The following is a 15843-nucleotide window of genomic DNA, read 5'->3' on the forward strand; positions in this document are numbered from 1 at the left end:
TCTACAATACAACAAATACTTTTCTCATCAATACCAAAAAATCAATACATTTGAATAGATAAAAAAATTGTGGATTCTATTCTCAACGTTGCAGTTCGTTCCCTGTGTGTTTACCTTTTTATGGTAATCGCTATTCGTTTGTTTGGCAAGAATCAGCTTTCTCAGCTCAATGCGGGAGATGTTGTTTTGTTACTTTTAATATCTAACGCCGTACAGAATGCAATGGTTGGTCCGGATACTTCATTGTAGGGAGGTTTGATTGCAGCTTTAGTTTTATTTGTCGCCAATTTTATTTTAAAAAGACTGATGTTCTCCAATCGCTCCTTTGAAGCTTTTATGCAGGATGAACCCGTTATTTTAATAAGAGATGGAGTGGCAGATCAGACCGCCTTAAATCGGGTTAAAATTACGGAAAATGAACTGGAAGAAGCCATTAGAGAACACGGTATCGAAGATATCAAAAATGTTAAATTATCCGTATTAGAGGTAGATGGGAATATAAGTGTGGTCTCTCAGGATGAGAAAAGCAAACAAACCCATTATGCACGAATCAAAAGAAAATACAAAAGAAAATATCATTAATCCTATGAATTACGAATTACGAGAAATGCTTCCCAATGACGAAGCAAGAGTGTTGGAAATTTTCAGACAGGGAGTAGAGGGCGGTATTGCTACTTTGGAAACAGAAGTTCCCACTGCTGAAGCCTGGAGTATGGAATATTTCAATGATTGCCGTTGGGTGCTGGAAAACGAAAATAATGAGGTGATAGGATGGTGCGCCCTTAAACCGGTAAGCAAAAGAGAAGCTTTTAAAGGAGTGGCAGAAGTCAGCATTTACTTCGATAATGAATATCAAGGAAAGGGATTGGGCTCGATATTGCTTAAAAAAATCATACTGGATAGCGAAGACCATGGATTCTGGACCTTGCAGACCAATCTCTTTTCCGAAAATGAAATGGCAATCAAATCTCACCAGAAAAACGGATTCAGAATGGTTGGTGTTCGTAAAAAAATAGGAAAACTGAACGGTGAATGGAAAGACCTTGTTATGATGGAAAAACGAAGCGAAATTATCTGATGAATAATGAGGTTGGGAAAGTTGCTTACAGGATATCTCAACTTTAAGCTCTACACTCCAAAGATTGAATACTAAATAACTTGGCTCGAACCTTGTTGTAGATCATTCATTAAATTGGAAAAAGTAGAAATAATGAAAAGTATGTTTAAGATTACAGGTATTTTAATGGTTGTATTGGTGCTTACTTCCTGTGTGGCATATGATAATGGGGGGTATCAGACCAAGAAAATTCCACCAGGACAAGCTAAAAAAATATATGGCGGAAGTGCAAAAGATTATGCTCCTGGACAGGTGAAAAAAAGAAATGGCTATTAAAAAATTATGATAAAACATTCCTTCAAAAGGAGTGTTTTTTATTTTAAAATAAGATATTTTTTTGAATGATTTGGCATCAACATTGATTATTTTAATACAGAACAAAAAGTTGAAAAAATGAAAACAATGCTTAAGGCTCTTGGAGTCATGGCAATAATACTCACGCTGTCATCTTGTGCAGTAGATGGATATTATGGAGGCAGAACGCATGGATATGGATATTACGGACCAAGATATTATGGTTACGGTCCCAGATATACAGAAAGAGTATATGTTTATGGTGGTGGCCATCATGGCGGATATTATCACCATGGAGGCGGAGGCCATCATAACGGATTTCATAGATAATAGATTAGATAAAAAAAGCACTGAAATTTTCAGTGCTTTTGCTTTTATCATTACAGCCTCGATTTTTTTGGATTCAGAAGCGTGTCAAAAATCATTACTTCCGGTCCGAACTTATTTTCAATTCGCTCTGCGATATTTTTCAATTCACTTTCAAGAAAATCGTTTCTCAGTTCATCATTATCAAAGACTAGAAGGAGATTGTAATTTTTTCCTTCATCAATATAATCACTATGAACTTCAGATAGAATATACTTGTCGACATCCATCAGATTTTCGGTCATTAAAATCAGGGTTTCATCAATATAATTTTCCCATTCTTCCAGATTATTTTTCGTGCAGTGGAAAGTTATACTTAATACGCTCATATTTTAAGAATTTTTAAGATTTTGTGGATAAATTCTAGCGCAAAAATCGGCATTTTTTTCGTAAATTAGCCCGTTAATAAAAATTGGAAATAAATAATTTTCAGACTTACAGCTAATGGTCTGACAATCATTATAATAAAATTTGTTTATGCAAAAAGAAGGAGAAAGACTGATTCCTATCAACATTGTTGATGAAATGAAGTCGTCTTACATCGATTATTCGATGTCCGTTATCGTTTCAAGAGCGTTACCGGATGTAAGAGACGGCTTAAAACCCGTTCATAGAAGAGTACTTTATGGTATGTATGGATTAGGGGTTTTTTCGAATAGAAAATATTTAAAATCTGCGAGAATTGTTGGGGATGTTTTGGGTAAATATCACCCGCACGGAGACTCCTCTGTATATGACGCGATGGTGAGAATGGCTCAGGAATGGAGCTTACGTTATCCTCAGGTTGACGGACAAGGTAACTTCGGTTCCATGGATGGTGACCCGCCAGCAGCAATGCGTTATACTGAAGCAAGGCTGAAAAAAATCTCTGATGAGGTTCTTTCTGACCTTGATAAAGAAACTGTTGATTTCCAGAATAACTTCGATGACAGCTTACAGGAACCGACTGTAATGCCTACAAAGGTTCCTAACCTTTTGGTAAACGGAGCTTCAGGTATTGCTGTAGGGATGGCAACCAATATGGCGCCACACAACCTTTCTGAATCTGTAGATGCCATTTGTGCATATATTGATAATAAAGAAATTACGATCGATGAGCTGATGCAGCATATTGTTGCTCCGGATTTCCCAACAGGAGGTATCATTTATGGATACGACGGAGTAAGAGATGCATTCCATACAGGTAGAGGTAGAGTTGTTCTGAGAGCAAAAGTTAATTTCGAAGAAATCGGAAACAGAAATGCGATTATCGTAACAGAAGTTCCTTACCAGGTAAATAAGGCGGAAATGATCGCCAGAACTGCGGAACTTGTTAAAGATGAGAAAATTCCTGGTATCCATGAGATCAGAGATGAATCGGACAGAAAAGGACTTCGTGTGGTATATGAATTGAAAAACGATGCAATTCCGAACGTAGTTCTAAACCTTTTATATAAATATACAGCTCTTCAGACTTCTTTCAGCGTAAATAACATTGCGTTGGTACATGGAAGACCAGAACAATTGAATCTTAAAGATATCATTCATCACTTTGTAGAGCACAGACATGAGGTAATTGTAAGAAGAACTCAGTTTGAGCTTAAAAAAGCAAAAGAAAGAGCACATATTCTTGAAGGGTTCATGAAGGTGATTGGAGGTCAGGATGCTTTAGACAGAGCAATTTCAATCATTCGTCACAGTGCTAATCCTCAGGCTGCAAAAGAAGGCCTGATCGAAGCATTTGAACTTTCAGAAATTCAGGCTCAGGCAATTCTTGATCTTAGATTAGCTCGTCTTACCGGAATGGAGCTTGATAAGATCCGTGATGAATATGATGCAATTATGAAAGAGATTGCTAATTTGGAAGATATTCTTGCGAGTGAACCAAGAAGATTCCAGATTATCAAGGAGGAGCTGATCGAAATCAAAGAAAAATATGGTGACGAAAGAAGAACTGAAATTGATTATTCAGGAGGAGAAATGTCTATTGAAGATATTATTCCAAATGAATCAGTAGTTCTTACAATCTCTCACGCAGGATATGTTAAGAGAACTTCACTTTCAGAATATAAAATTCAGAGTAGAGGAGGTGTAGGAAACAAAGCAGCTACAACAAGGGATTCTGACTTCCTTGAATATATTGTATCTGCAACGAACCACCAATATATGTTATTCTTTACCGAAAAAGGTAGATGTTACTGGTTAAGAGTATTTGAAATTCCTGAAGGCTCTAAAACGGCAAAAGGAAGAGCGGTACAGAACCTTATCAACATTGAACCGGATGATAAAATCAAAGCATATATCAGAACCAACAACCTGAAAGATTCTGAATATGTAAACCAAATGAGTGTAGTAATGGTAACTAAAAACGGTACCATCAAGAAAACATCATTGGAAGCGTATTCAAGACCAAGGGTAAATGGAGTAAATGCTATTGAAATTAGAGATAATGACCAATTATTAGGAGCTTACCTTACAAATGGTACTTCCCAGATCATGATTGCTACTAAAAATGGTAAGTGTATCCGTTTCCCTGAAGAAAAAGTAAGAGAAGTAGGTAGAGGCTCTATTGGGGTACGTGGTATTGCGATGGAAGACAATGATGAAGCTATTGGTATGATTGTTGTGAATGACGTAGAGAACGAAACCGTACTTGTAGTATCTGAAAAAGGATATGGTAAGAGAACTGCGGTAGAAGACTATAGAATTACAAACAGAGGAGGGAAAGGAGTTATCACCCTAAACATTACCGAGAAAACAGGAAATCTGATTGCTATTCAAAACGTAACAGACGAAGATGGATTGATGATTATCAATAAGTCTGGTGTTGCTATCAGAATGGGAATGGATGAAATGAGAGTGATGGGTAGAAATACACAAGGGGTAAAACTAATCAATCTTAAGAAGAATGACGAAATTGCAGCCATTGCAAAAGTAGAAATGGATAAAGATGTAGAAGAAGATTCTGAAGAGATGGATGGTATTGAAGGAGTTGACGAAACTGAAGGAGAAGTTCAGGAAGGAATGGAGTCCTTATTTGATAACCTGGAAAATGATAATACAACCCCTCAGGCCGAGGAAGATGAGAATTCTGGTTCTGAAGAATAAATGTACAATTAATATAAAATAGTTATTATGAAGAAACTAATTTTAGGTATGGCGATCGTAGCATCTGCTTTTGTTTTTGGGCAGAAAGGAGATGTAAATGCTAAGCTTCAGGCTGCTAACAAAGCTGCTATGGATGCATATAATGCAAAAAATTATACAGCTGCAGCACCTAAGTTTGTAGAAGTTTACGACTTATTGAAAGCGAATGGTCAGGATAATAAGATATATATGTATTATTCAGGACTTAGTCATGCATTAGCTAACGAAAGTGATCCGGCTATTAAAATATACACAGACCTTATAAATTCCGGATTTACAGGAGTAGAAACAACTTATACTGCTAAAGAAAAGAAAAGCGGAAATGTAGTAAACTTGGATAAAGCTACTTGGGAGCTTATGAAAAAGAATTCTGATTATTCTGATTTCAAAACTGAGCAGTCCGCAGGAGTAGAAGTAGATTTATATGAAACTTTATCTTTATTACTCCTTAATGCTAAAAAACCAAACGAGGCACTTGTAATCATTGAAAAAGGATTAGTTAAATATCCAAACAATGCTAAATTGAAAGAAGGACAAACCAATGCCTATCTTCAGTCAGGAAATACAGAAAAATTTGTTGCTGGTTTGAAAGAACAGTTAGCAAAGAATCCTAATGATGCAACCAATTGGTATAACCTTGGAGTGATGCAGGCAAAGACTCCGGCTACAGTTAATGATGCTTTAGAATCATTCAAAAAAGCAACTGAGCTTAAACCTGATTTTGCAAACGCTTATCAAAACCTTGTGTATACTACCATTGGAGATGACTCTAAAATTGTAGCCGATATCAATGCGCTGAGAAAGGACAAGCCGGATGAAGCTACTAAATTAATTGATGCAAGAAGAGAAAGATTTGCAAAAGCTTTACCATTTGCAGAAAGCTGGTATAAAGCAGATCCTAAGAATATTGATGCAGTTAGTACACTAAAGGAAATTTATGTAGTAACTAAAAATATGGATAAAGTTAAAGAAATGAAAGCTAAAGAAGCTGAGCTAAGCGCAGCAGCGAAGTAATCATTAATAATTTAATAATAAAAAGCCGAAACACTGATGTTTCGGCTTTTGTTTTTAGCAAAAATCAAGATTCATTGCCTAAAATTTATCATTCAAAATTTCTATTCTTTCTGAAGAGGATCGGTAAATTTCATCCCTAGAAATTCTCTGCAATTCCGTATCTTTGAGAAAAATTTTACCAAAATGATCGAGTGGAAAACCGCTAAGGAATACGAAGATATTACCTATAAAAAATGTAATGGTGTAGCGAGAATTGCTTTTAACAGACCGGAAGTACGTAATGCATTCAGACCAAAGACAACCTCAGAATTATATGATGCCTTTTATGACGCCTCTGAAGACCCTTCAATAGGTGTTGTTTTGCTTTCAGGAGAAGGACCAAGTCCGAAAGACGGCGGTTGGGCTTTCTGTAGTGGAGGAGATCAGAAAGCAAGAGGAGACCAGGGGTATGTTGGAGAAGATGGAAGACATCGTTTAAATATTCTGGAAGTTCAGCGTTTGATCCGATTCATGCCGAAAGTGGTAATTGCAGTAGTTCCGGGATGGGCTGTTGGAGGTGGACATTCACTTCATGTAGTATGTGACTTAACTTTAGCGAGTGAAGAGCATGCTATTTTCAAGCAAACTGATGCTGATGTGACAAGTTTTGATGGCGGTTACGGATCGGCTTACCTGGCAAAAATGGTTGGACAGAAAAAAGCCCGTGAAATATTCTTTTTAGGACGAAATTATTCCGCCCAGGAAGCATTTGAAATGGGAATGGTAAACAAAGTAGTTCCTCATGCAGAATTAGAAGATACAGCTTATGAATGGGCTCAGGAAATCTTAGGAAAATCCCCAATGTCTATCAGAATGCTGAAATTTGCAATGAACCTTACCGATGACGGAATGGTTGGACAGCAGGTGTTTGCAGGAGAGGCAACCCGTTTAGCTTATATGACCGAAGAAGCTAAGGAAGGAAGAAATGCGTTTCTTGAAAAAAGAAAACCGAATTTCGGAGAAGATCAATGGATATCATAACATTGGTAATGAGTAATAAATAAGAAGCAATTTTTTTCATTATTTATTACCCATTGCTCATTACTTATAAATTTATGACTGATTGGATAAAAGCCGCAAGGCTAAGAACTTTACCGCTGTCATTAAGCGGGATTATTATGGGAGCTTTCATTGCCAAATGGAGGTTATACAGAGAAGGCGGAACCTGGGATTGGAAAATTTTTGCATTAGCCCTTTTGGTAACCCTTTTATATCAGATTTTATCAAACTATGCCAACGATTATGGCGATGGGGTAAAAGGAACTGATGCAAAGAGAATCAATGAAGCAGAGGCAAGAGCTGTAGCCTCAGGAAAAATTACAGCAAAGCAGATGAAAAATGCTGTTATTCTTTTTTCGGCGTTATCATTTGTTGCTACAATTGCGTTGTTGTATGTGGCTTTCATTCCAAACTATATGAATGAATTCTATATTTTTATAGGTTTGGGAGTAGCATGTATTTTGGCTGCAATCGGATATACAGTAGGGAAGAAGCCTTACGGATATATGGGATTGGGAGATATTTTTGTATTTATCTTCTTTGGATTGGTTTCCGTATGCGGAAGTTATTTCCTGTTTACAAAAACATTTAGCTGGGATATGCTGTTACCGGGAACTGCAGTAGGAATGATGAGTATGGCTGTTCTGAACCTGAATAATATGAGAGATATCGAGAGTGATAAGCTATCAGGAAAGAATAGTTTCGCATTAAGAATCGGATTCAAAAATGCAATGATCTATGAAATGATCCTTTTACAGCTTCCATTGGTACTCATCCTTATCTTTTTAGGAGTAAACGGATTTATACAACAGCAAAATTACTATGTATTCATTGTAATGATCCTATTGTTTCCATTAGCAAAACTGAGAAGAAATATCATGTCGGTAAAAGAGCCGAAAGAATTAGATCAATATTTAAAGCAGGTTGGAATTATGACGTTTGTAATGGCTATTCTTACAGCTGCCGGACTTAATTTATTTAACTAAATCTAAAATAGTATATCATGAGTTCCAATGTATATGTTGAAGCGCAAATGCTTATCAGAAAACCGATTGAAGATGTTTTTGAAGCATTTGTCAATCCTGAAGTAACTACTAATTTCTGGTTTACCAAATCTACCGGAAAATTAGAAGAAGGAAAAACGGTAACCTGGGAGTGGGAAATGTATGGTGTGAAAAACGTGGTAAACGTGCATCAGATTATTTCGAACCAACTGATTAAAACAGAATGGGGAGAGCCTTCAGTACATGTAGACTATGAGTTTAAAACCATGGAAAACGGAACTCTTGTTGTGATTAAAAGCTATGGGTTCAGCCAGACGGGTGAAGATCTCCTAAGACAGATTAACGACAATACAGGTGGTTTTACGACGGTTTTAGACGGTTGTAAAGCTTATCTGGAACATGGAATTAATTTGAGGCTTATTGAAGATAAGTTCCCATCGAAATAATTAGAGTAAATAGATAACGCTTCGCGTTTTAAAAAAACACGGATGGCACGAATCTTTTCGCGAATGTCACTCACCTTATGGTGTTATTTGTGAAAGCATTTGAGTCATTTGTGTTTAATAATAATTGAAATTAAACTTACAATGAAAATACAATTTTTAGGGCAAAATTGTTTTCTGTTCACCTACAAGGACAAAACAATTTTAAGTGACCCTTTCTACAACTACAAAAAAGCGGAATCAGGTTTTGATATTGCCGCTCAAAAAATCGACTACATCCTGTTGACCCATGCCCATGGAGACCATATTGCAGATGTAGCAGAAGTATTACAGCATTATCCTGAAGCAACCGTAATTGGAGTGCCGGAAGTATGTGGATATTTTACACAAGCTAAAAATAAAGATGATGTGAACTTAGGAGGATCGGCAAAAATCGACGATCTTAAAATTTCTATGGTTCCGGCTCATCATACAAGTTCTTTCCCAGATGGGAGCTATGGTGGTGTTCCTGTAGGCTATATTTTCAGATTACCTGAAGGTAAGAATGTGTATTTAGCTGGAGATACAGGTGTAATGGCAGATATGGAGCTATTCCCAAGATTATACGGGAATATTGACCTTTCTATCCTTCCAATCGGGAGCCATTATACAATGTGCCCAAGAAAAGCATCTTTTGCCGCAGCAGAATTATTAAAGACTCCAAAAGTAATCGGATGTCACTTTGATACGTTTCCAGCTATTGAGATCAATCATGAAAGTGCATTAAAGCATTTCGCTGATAAAAATGTAGAACTTGTTTTACCAAAATTAGGAGAAACGTTCGAATTTTAATCGATAATAAGACTGAGGTAATATAATAATTAGAAAAATGAAACAGATGCGTAAGGTATTAAAAACAAAAAAAGATAATTATTCAATTACCTCTCTCTTCACTTTAAACCAAAAAAAAATGGCAAGCTACCTAAATCACACCGCTACGACCGATTACCTTTGCTGCGTTCCCACCCTGGAGGATTCTCAGGAGCTGGTTGTTTAGGACTTGCCGTTGCAAAGGTAGGAAATATTTGTAAACTTCAAAACTTTATTAAAGAAAATTTGTCGAAAAAATGCAGTAGTAGAGCTAATCAGCTGACATTTAGGAGGATAATTTTTCAACTTTTTTCTAAAAATTTAAACATGACTAAAAGTCCATCAACACTAGGAATTATACTTTTTATCGCTACAATGATCGTTTTTTTTGTAGTGTACACTTTTTTTTCAGGAATCAATTATTTTGATATCTCACTGAAAGCTAATGCTTTCGTATTGCCTGTTCTGTATGCAGGAGCTGCATTCTGGTCTGTAAAAATCTATTGGAACAACCATAGAGTGGTCACTTTTAGGGAAGCTTTCAAAAGAGCATTCGTTCCGATGTTCATCGGAGGAATTCTTTCGATTTTCAGTATTTATGCTTTTTTAAACTTTGCAGATACCGATGCAAAAAAGCTCTTGAACTATCAATATGTTCAAAGACAGAAGTCGGAATTGGATACAGAATATACCTCTGCGAGAAAAATTTTAAAGCATCAGAAAGATATTGAAGAGCTGGATCAGAAGTATAATGAGAGGCTTCAGAGCTTCAGTCCGGAAGCTGTAAAAGGAAAAGATATGCTTACCGCAAGTCATTTTTCAGGATATTTTGCAGCAATTCTTATATTTTACGTAGTTTTGTCGGTGTTTTTCGGAGCATTTTTCAGAACAAGAAGTATCTATCAGCCCGAAGAAACAAATCAAGACTAATTTTTATTAAAATTAAATGAACTTATCTATAGTTATTCCGTTACTGAACGAAGAAGACTCTCTGGAAGAGCTTTTTTCAAGGATTGATAAAGTCTGCCAAACCAATAGCTTATCTTACGAGATCTGGTTTGTGGACGATGGAAGTACGGATTTATCGTGGAGTATTATTGAGAACTTAAAAGTACAGTACCCTCAAATCCACGCGATTAAATTTTCCCGAAATTATGGGAAATCACAGGCTCTTCATGCCGCTTTTGAAAGAACAAACGGAGATGTGGTAATTACAATGGATGCAGACTTACAGGATTTTCCGGAAGAGATTCCGGAACTGTACAATATGGTGATTCATGATAATTACGATATTGTTTCTGGTTGGAAAAAGAAACGTTTTGATAATGTAATGACGAAAAATATTCCGTCAAAACTATTCAACGCAGCGGCAAGAAAAGTTTCAGGAGTTTATCTTCACGATTTCAACTGTGGTTTGAAAGCTTACAAAAGACAAGTGGTAAAATCTGTAGATGTATATGGAGACATGCATCGTTATATTCCGGTATTGGCTGCCAATGCAGGATTCAGAAGAATTACGGAAAAAGAGGTACAGCATCAGGCAAGACCTTACGGAACTTCAAAATTCGGAACGGAAAGATTTGTTAGAGGATTTTTAGATCTGGTAACTCTTTGGTTTGTAAGTCGTTTTGGAGGAAGGCCTATGCATTTTTTCGGAGCGGTAGGAACCGTGATGTTCATCTTTGGTTTCCTTTCAGCACTGTGGCTGGGAGTATCCAAACTGATTGATGTAGCCAGAGGAATTTATGGCCACTTAATCACTAATAATCCTTGGTTCTACATTGCTTTAACCATGATGATTATGGGAACGTTATTGTTTGTAGCGGGATTCCTGGGAGAAATGATTATCAGGACAAATCGTGAGCATAAGAATTATAATATTGATGAAGTGATATAGTGAATTAAAATAACTGTATTATATCAATTTAAAATAATGGAATCCCTCAGGAAGAAATAGTCTTTTTGAGGGATTTTTTCTGATCTCAGCTTCCTGACTTTTGGAACTGATTCTTTATTTTCCGATATTAGTGTAAGATGAAAAAATAATTTATCTTATCGCATTCCTGTTGTGCATTAATACATTAGCACAGCCCTCCAAACCTTATACTCTTGTGTATAAGGTGAATAAGATAATTGATAAACAAGGATATGTTGCTGATGAAAAAGCGGATAAAAAAAATGAAGTGAAGATCAGGAAACACATTTACGGATATAATGCCTAAAAAGATAGTGTGGTCTATTTATAGTTTTTATAATTCAGAAGTCATAGAGAATGGAGAATCAGCATTGTATACCCTTGAAAAAAAAGCAGATAAAATAAAATTGAACTTTAAGGGAAGTTATGAAATGAATGTTACTCTCATTATTGATCAGAGAACTTTGCGTTAAAATTAAATAAGTCCTATATAAAGAATATAAAGAGAAGCACCCATAGTAAATAGGGTGTTTTTTATTTATTTTTACCTCCAAAATAACCATTAAATAATATTAAATGCTGAATATAGAAAGACTGTTAATTATTGTAATCCTATTATAGAACTATATGAAGGAACAGTGCCAAAGATCGATACCTTGAAAAATAAACAGAACCATTCTAAGTACGGAACAGGCATTTTGAGTTTTCATCAAAATAAATCCTTTAATTCTAAAGAGCTTACGGGAAATTACCAAAATAAAGATACCCTGCTGAAAATGAAATACAATGAAGGTAAAGATACAGTAAAAATGAAAATTGCCTATATCAATAAAGAATATTTGCTGTTGTCATCAATGTCTGAGAAACCTAATACATGGTTTTATAAAAGAATGAAATACAAAAAATAGCATTCACCTGGAAACTAAAAAATTGAAAATTATCAGGTATTTTATTGTCAAAAGACAAAGATTTTTAGAAATTTTAATCCTATTTTTGTTAAAAGATATTATTGAAAGTCCTGAAAACTTTCGGTAAATGATCGTCAATAGAATATTTAAAATTAAATATGAAAAAAGTACTATACACATTGATGTTGGTTGCAGTAGTTTCTTGTGGAAAAGTATCTCCAAAAGGAAATATTGAGAAGAAAGATGTGGATGTTCCGGAATTTGTAAATCTGGATCTGACCGGTAAATTCCGTGTATTTTATGCCAAAGGTCCGAAAAACTTTGTGGAAATAGAAACCTATCCCAACGTAGCGAGTAACCTGGATGTAGATGTAAAAGACAAAACCCTTATTATTAAGGAAAAAAGAGGAACAAAAGGTGTAGATTTTTACAATGTAACCATCTATTCAAAATATAATCTTGAGAAAGTAGCCGTTTCTGACTCAGTAGAAGTGAATATTTCAAGTGAAATTAAAACAGATAATTTCAGACTGAATATGAAAAATAATGCAAGCTTCATGGGATCTGTCAACACAAGAAGAGCAGAGGTAGAAATGCATAACAGAAGCCGTGCTAACTTTTTAGGATTATCCAAAGATGCTGTGATAAAAATTTCCGATACTGCAAGTCTAATTGCCCCTTATTGGAAAATTACCAATCTGAATATCGATTCCAAAAATGGAAACTATGCTGAAGTGAATGTAAAAGACTCTTTGAAAGGAAATATTCAGAATACAGCAAAATTTATTTACTATAATGATCCGATCAGAGCATTTAAAATAGAGAAAACAACAAAAGTTGAGAATAAGAAATTAGATTAGAGGGCTGGAAGATGGGAGCCGGAAGCTGGAGGTAATTCTAGTTTACCAAACTTCATTTTTCACTTTTTAATCAAGCCAAAAATAGAATAATTAAATAAAAGGCAGAAGTCTGAATTAGGGAATGCAATATCTTCCATCTCCCAGCTTCCTATTTCCAGCCTGATAAAAGACAAAATAATAAATCAAAAAGCTGAAAGGTTGAACTGGGACAAAAACTACCTCCCTCTTCCAGCCTCCAGCTTCCAAACTAAACTAAATATGAACACATTAGAAAAAGCGAAACTTTGGTTAAGTGAGACCTTCGATGAAGAAACGAGAAAGGCAGTACAGGCATTAATCGACAGCAATTCCCCGGATCTGGAAGATTCTTTTTACAGAGAATTGGAATTCGGAACAGGAGGTATGCGTGGAATTATGGGAGTAGGAACCAACCGCTTAAATAAATATACGCTAGGACAGGCGACTCAGGGATTGGCTAATTATATGTTGGAACAGTTCAAAGGAGAGGAAATTAAAGTAGCTATTGCCTATGATGTTCGCCATAATTCAAAAGAATTCGGAAAATTGGTAGCAGATGTTTTAACGGCAAACGGAATTAAAGTATTGCTTTTCAAAGATCACAGACCCACTCCTGAACTTTCTTTTACGGTTCGTGATAAAAAATGTAACGGAGGAATCGTTTTAACGGCTTCTCACAATCCACCTGAATATAATGGTTACAAAGTATATTGGAATGACGGTGCACAAATTGTACCGCCAAACGATGAAGCGATCATCAAAGAAGTATATTCTGTAAAATTTGAAGAAATCAAATTCAACGGGAATGATGATCTGATTGAATGGATCGGAGAGGAGCAGGATGATGTTTACATTGATGCATGTATTGAAAATTCTACGTACCAGAACGAAGGAAAAGAAAACTTAAATATTGTTTTCACCTCTATTCACGGGACCACTTATACTACGATTCCTAAAGCGCTGGCAAAAGCAGGTTTCAAAAAAGTAGATCTTGTTAAAGAGCAAATGATCCCAAGTGGGAATTTCCCAACTGTAGACTCTCCAAACCCGGAAGAACCTGCTGCGTTGGAAATGGCAATGGATCTGGCAAAAATAACCAATGCGGATATCGTTATCGGAACAGACCCGGATGGTGACAGATTAGGAATTGCTGTAAGAAACCTTGAGGGTGAAATGCAGTTATTGAATGGAAACCAAACCAATACTATCCTTACTTATTACATTCTGAACGAATGGAGAAAGCAGGGAAGAATTACAGGTAAAGAATTCATCGGTTCAACAATAGTAACTTCTGATATTTTCTATGATATTGCCCAAAAATTTGGTGTTGAATGCAAAGTGGGTCTTACAGGGTTCAAATGGATCGGAAAAATGATCCGTGAAGCTGAAGGAACTCAGAAATTTGTGTGTGGTGGAGAAGAAAGTTTCGGATTTATGACCGGAGATTTTGTTCGTGATAAAGACTCTTGTGGAAGTATCCTTTTGGCTTGTGAAATTGCTGCTTGGTGTAAAGCTAACGGTAAAACAATGTATCAGTACATGATCGAAATCTATGAAGATCTGGGGATGTACTTTGAAGGATTAATCAATATTGTTAGAAAAGGAAGACAAGGTGCTGAAGAAATTCAGAATATGATGAAAGACTTCCGTGAAAATCCACCAAAAGAATTGGCTGGCTCATTAGTGGAAGAAGTAAAAGATTTCAAAGAGCAGACAAGTCTTACCATTTCTACAGGAGAGAAAAAAGTAATGAACGAAATTCCACAATCTAACGTATTGATTTACTATACACAAGATGGAACAAAGGTTTGCGTAAGACCTTCAGGAACAGAACCAAAAATTAAATTCTATGTTTCAGTAAAAGATGCCATCTCTTCTGAAGCAGACTTTAAAGATAAACTGAAATCATTAGAAGCTAAAATTCAGGCCGTTAAAACAGACTTAAAGCTGGATTAATCTACTGATAAAGAAGAATGATAAAAAAAATTATAGCAGTTTTTATGCTGTCTGTAGCTGTAGTTTCCTGTAAAAAGGAAACTACGGTTTCTGATGTAAAACCTGCAAATGACTCAATAGCTAAAAACGAAACCAAAGAGAATCAGTATAAACCCATTGACACAGCGTGTTCTTCAGAAAATAAAACGGAGGATTATATTACAGCTTTACAATGGTATCGTACTAAAATAAATAAAGAGATTGCAGGAAACAGTCTGGAGCAGAACAATAAAGTGTATGAAGCTTATGTGAAAATCAGAGATAAGTACACCGATTGTTTGAATACGTCTCAAACTGAGGTGCTTGACAAATATATCGATTATCATACAGGACCTGAGACCTATAATCTGCCGGATCACATAAAGAAAATGGCCGCCGATTTGAATAAAGTAGGTCTTGAATTCCGCGAGATGGGAGAAGGTCTTACAGAAATTCATTCGTTGCCGGGATATTATGAGTCTGTTTTTAAGAATAAGGTAACTCCTGATTATGATGCTTACATCTTACAGAAGGCAAAAGATAATAAGGAAAATTATGCTGTGAATGGTGGCCTATTAATTACCTGGGAAGAGCTGGGAGACCGATTGATCGCTTGGGAGAATTTTATTAATAAATATCCTAAAAGCCCGTTGATAAAGGCTGCAAGAAATATATATAACGATTATTTGCTGGACTATCTGCTGGGAATGGACAGTGATCGTATTTATGATAGTGAGGAAGAAAAAATTTATGATGATAAAAGAGAAGCATATAACAAACTCATCAAAAATTATCCAAATTCTACTACCGCGAAAAAAACTAAAGAACTAATAGCCGCTTACGATGCCCACGTTCCTGTGGATCAAATAGAAGACAAAATTAATCTGAGAAGATAATATTAGTAAATTTTAAATAAG

General features: G+C 35.8%; 16 protein-coding genes, 1 other RNA gene and 1 pseudogene. 16 read left to right on the forward strand and 2 right to left on the reverse strand.

Annotated elements, in window-relative coordinates:
* The first annotated feature begins 69 nt into the window (after nt 1-69).
* From NBX25_RS24895 to NBX25_RS13635, 4 genes and pseudogenes are all read left to right on the forward strand, one after another.
* A pseudogene (locus NBX25_RS24895) lies at nt 70-582 on the forward strand (DUF421 domain-containing protein).
* Nucleotides 542-1078 carry a GNAT family N-acetyltransferase gene (locus NBX25_RS13625; protein WP_228412793.1) on the forward strand — a complete coding sequence of 179 codons (537 nt, stop codon included), beginning with the start codon at nt 542-544 and terminating at the stop codon, nt 1076-1078. Before NBX25_RS24895 ends, NBX25_RS13625 begins: the two are co-directional and overlap by 41 nt.
* A gap of 132 nt (nt 1079-1210) precedes the next feature.
* Nucleotides 1211-1393, forward strand: coding sequence for a quinol oxidase subunit 4 (locus tag NBX25_RS13630; RefSeq protein WP_250254023.1), 183 nt, complete (start codon nt 1211-1213; stop codon nt 1391-1393).
* 117 nt (nt 1394-1510) lie between these two features.
* Nucleotides 1511-1741, forward strand: coding sequence for a hypothetical protein (locus NBX25_RS13635; protein ID WP_228412794.1), 231 nt, complete (start codon nt 1511-1513; stop codon nt 1739-1741).
* Nucleotides 1742-1791: 50 nt separating this feature from the next.
* Here the strand turns inward: NBX25_RS13635 and NBX25_RS13640 are convergent, their stop codons facing one another.
* A complete protein-coding gene (locus NBX25_RS13640) occupies nt 1792-2106 on the reverse strand; it encodes a DUF4286 family protein (protein ID WP_250254024.1) in 315 nt (104 codons plus the stop codon).
* A 148-nt stretch (nt 2107-2254) separates the two neighbouring features.
* Here NBX25_RS13640 and gyrA point away from each other — a divergent pair, with 148 nt between their 5' ends.
* The 6 genes from gyrA (at nt 2255) to NBX25_RS13670 (ending at nt 9233) form a co-directional block, all read left to right on the forward strand.
* Complete coding sequence (gene gyrA, locus NBX25_RS13645; protein ID WP_250254026.1) at nt 2255-4864, forward strand: DNA gyrase subunit A; 2610 nt, start codon at nt 2255-2257, stop codon at nt 4862-4864.
* 27 nt (nt 4865-4891) lie between these two features.
* Nucleotides 4892-5917 (forward strand): tetratricopeptide repeat protein, encoded by a 1026-nt coding sequence (locus tag NBX25_RS13650; protein WP_250254027.1) that lies wholly within the window; start codon nt 4892-4894, stop codon nt 5915-5917.
* Between the two features lie 183 nt (nt 5918-6100).
* Nucleotides 6101-6937, forward strand: a complete 837-nt coding sequence (locus NBX25_RS13655) for a 1,4-dihydroxy-2-naphthoyl-CoA synthase (RefSeq protein WP_115925838.1) — start codon at nt 6101-6103, stop codon at nt 6935-6937.
* Between the two features lie 74 nt (nt 6938-7011).
* Nucleotides 7012-7941: a 1,4-dihydroxy-2-naphthoate octaprenyltransferase gene (gene menA / locus NBX25_RS13660; protein ID WP_123856035.1), complete on the forward strand. Its 930-nt coding sequence runs from the start codon at nt 7012-7014 to the stop codon at nt 7939-7941.
* A gap of 17 nt (nt 7942-7958) precedes the next feature.
* Nucleotides 7959-8405, forward strand: a complete 447-nt coding sequence (locus NBX25_RS13665) for an SRPBCC family protein (protein WP_250254028.1) — start codon at nt 7959-7961, stop codon at nt 8403-8405.
* Between the two features lie 141 nt (nt 8406-8546).
* Entirely contained in the window at nt 8547-9233 is a 687-nt protein-coding gene (locus NBX25_RS13670) for a metal-dependent hydrolase (protein WP_123911318.1), read from the forward strand.
* Between the two features lie 116 nt (nt 9234-9349).
* Here the strand turns inward: NBX25_RS13670 and ffs are convergent.
* An RNA gene (gene ffs / locus NBX25_RS13675) (signal recognition particle sRNA small type) lies at nt 9350-9447 on the reverse strand.
* A gap of 131 nt (nt 9448-9578) precedes the next feature.
* Between ffs and NBX25_RS13680 the strand changes: the two genes are divergently transcribed.
* The 6 genes from NBX25_RS13680 (at nt 9579) to NBX25_RS13705 (ending at nt 15822) form a co-directional block, all read left to right on the forward strand.
* Nucleotides 9579-10181, forward strand: a complete 603-nt coding sequence (locus NBX25_RS13680) for a DUF4199 domain-containing protein (RefSeq protein ID WP_123911319.1) — start codon at nt 9579-9581, stop codon at nt 10179-10181.
* Nucleotides 10182-10197: 16 nt separating this feature from the next.
* Nucleotides 10198-11148 carry a glycosyltransferase family 2 protein gene (locus NBX25_RS13685; RefSeq protein ID WP_123911320.1) on the forward strand — a complete coding sequence of 317 codons (951 nt, stop codon included), beginning with the start codon at nt 10198-10200 and terminating at the stop codon, nt 11146-11148.
* Nucleotides 11149-11822: 674 nt separating this feature from the next.
* Nucleotides 11823-12074, forward strand: coding sequence for a hypothetical protein (locus NBX25_RS13690; protein ID WP_250254030.1), 252 nt, complete (start codon nt 11823-11825; stop codon nt 12072-12074).
* Nucleotides 12075-12232: 158 nt separating this feature from the next.
* Nucleotides 12233-12934: a GIN domain-containing protein gene (locus NBX25_RS13695; RefSeq protein ID WP_250254031.1), complete on the forward strand. Its 702-nt coding sequence runs from the start codon at nt 12233-12235 to the stop codon at nt 12932-12934.
* Nucleotides 12935-13192: 258 nt separating this feature from the next.
* On the forward strand, nt 13193-14908 hold the full coding sequence (locus tag NBX25_RS13700; RefSeq protein ID WP_123911324.1) for a phospho-sugar mutase: 1716 nt from the start codon (nt 13193-13195) through the stop codon (nt 14906-14908).
* A gap of 17 nt (nt 14909-14925) precedes the next feature.
* Entirely contained in the window at nt 14926-15822 is an 897-nt protein-coding gene (locus tag NBX25_RS13705; protein ID WP_250254033.1) for a hypothetical protein, read from the forward strand.
* The last annotated feature ends 21 nt before the right edge of the window (nt 15823-15843 follow it).

It is taken from the genome of Chryseobacterium sp. Marseille-Q3244 (assembly GCF_940807095.1).
Lineage (GTDB): Bacteria > Bacteroidota > Bacteroidia > Flavobacteriales > Weeksellaceae > Chryseobacterium.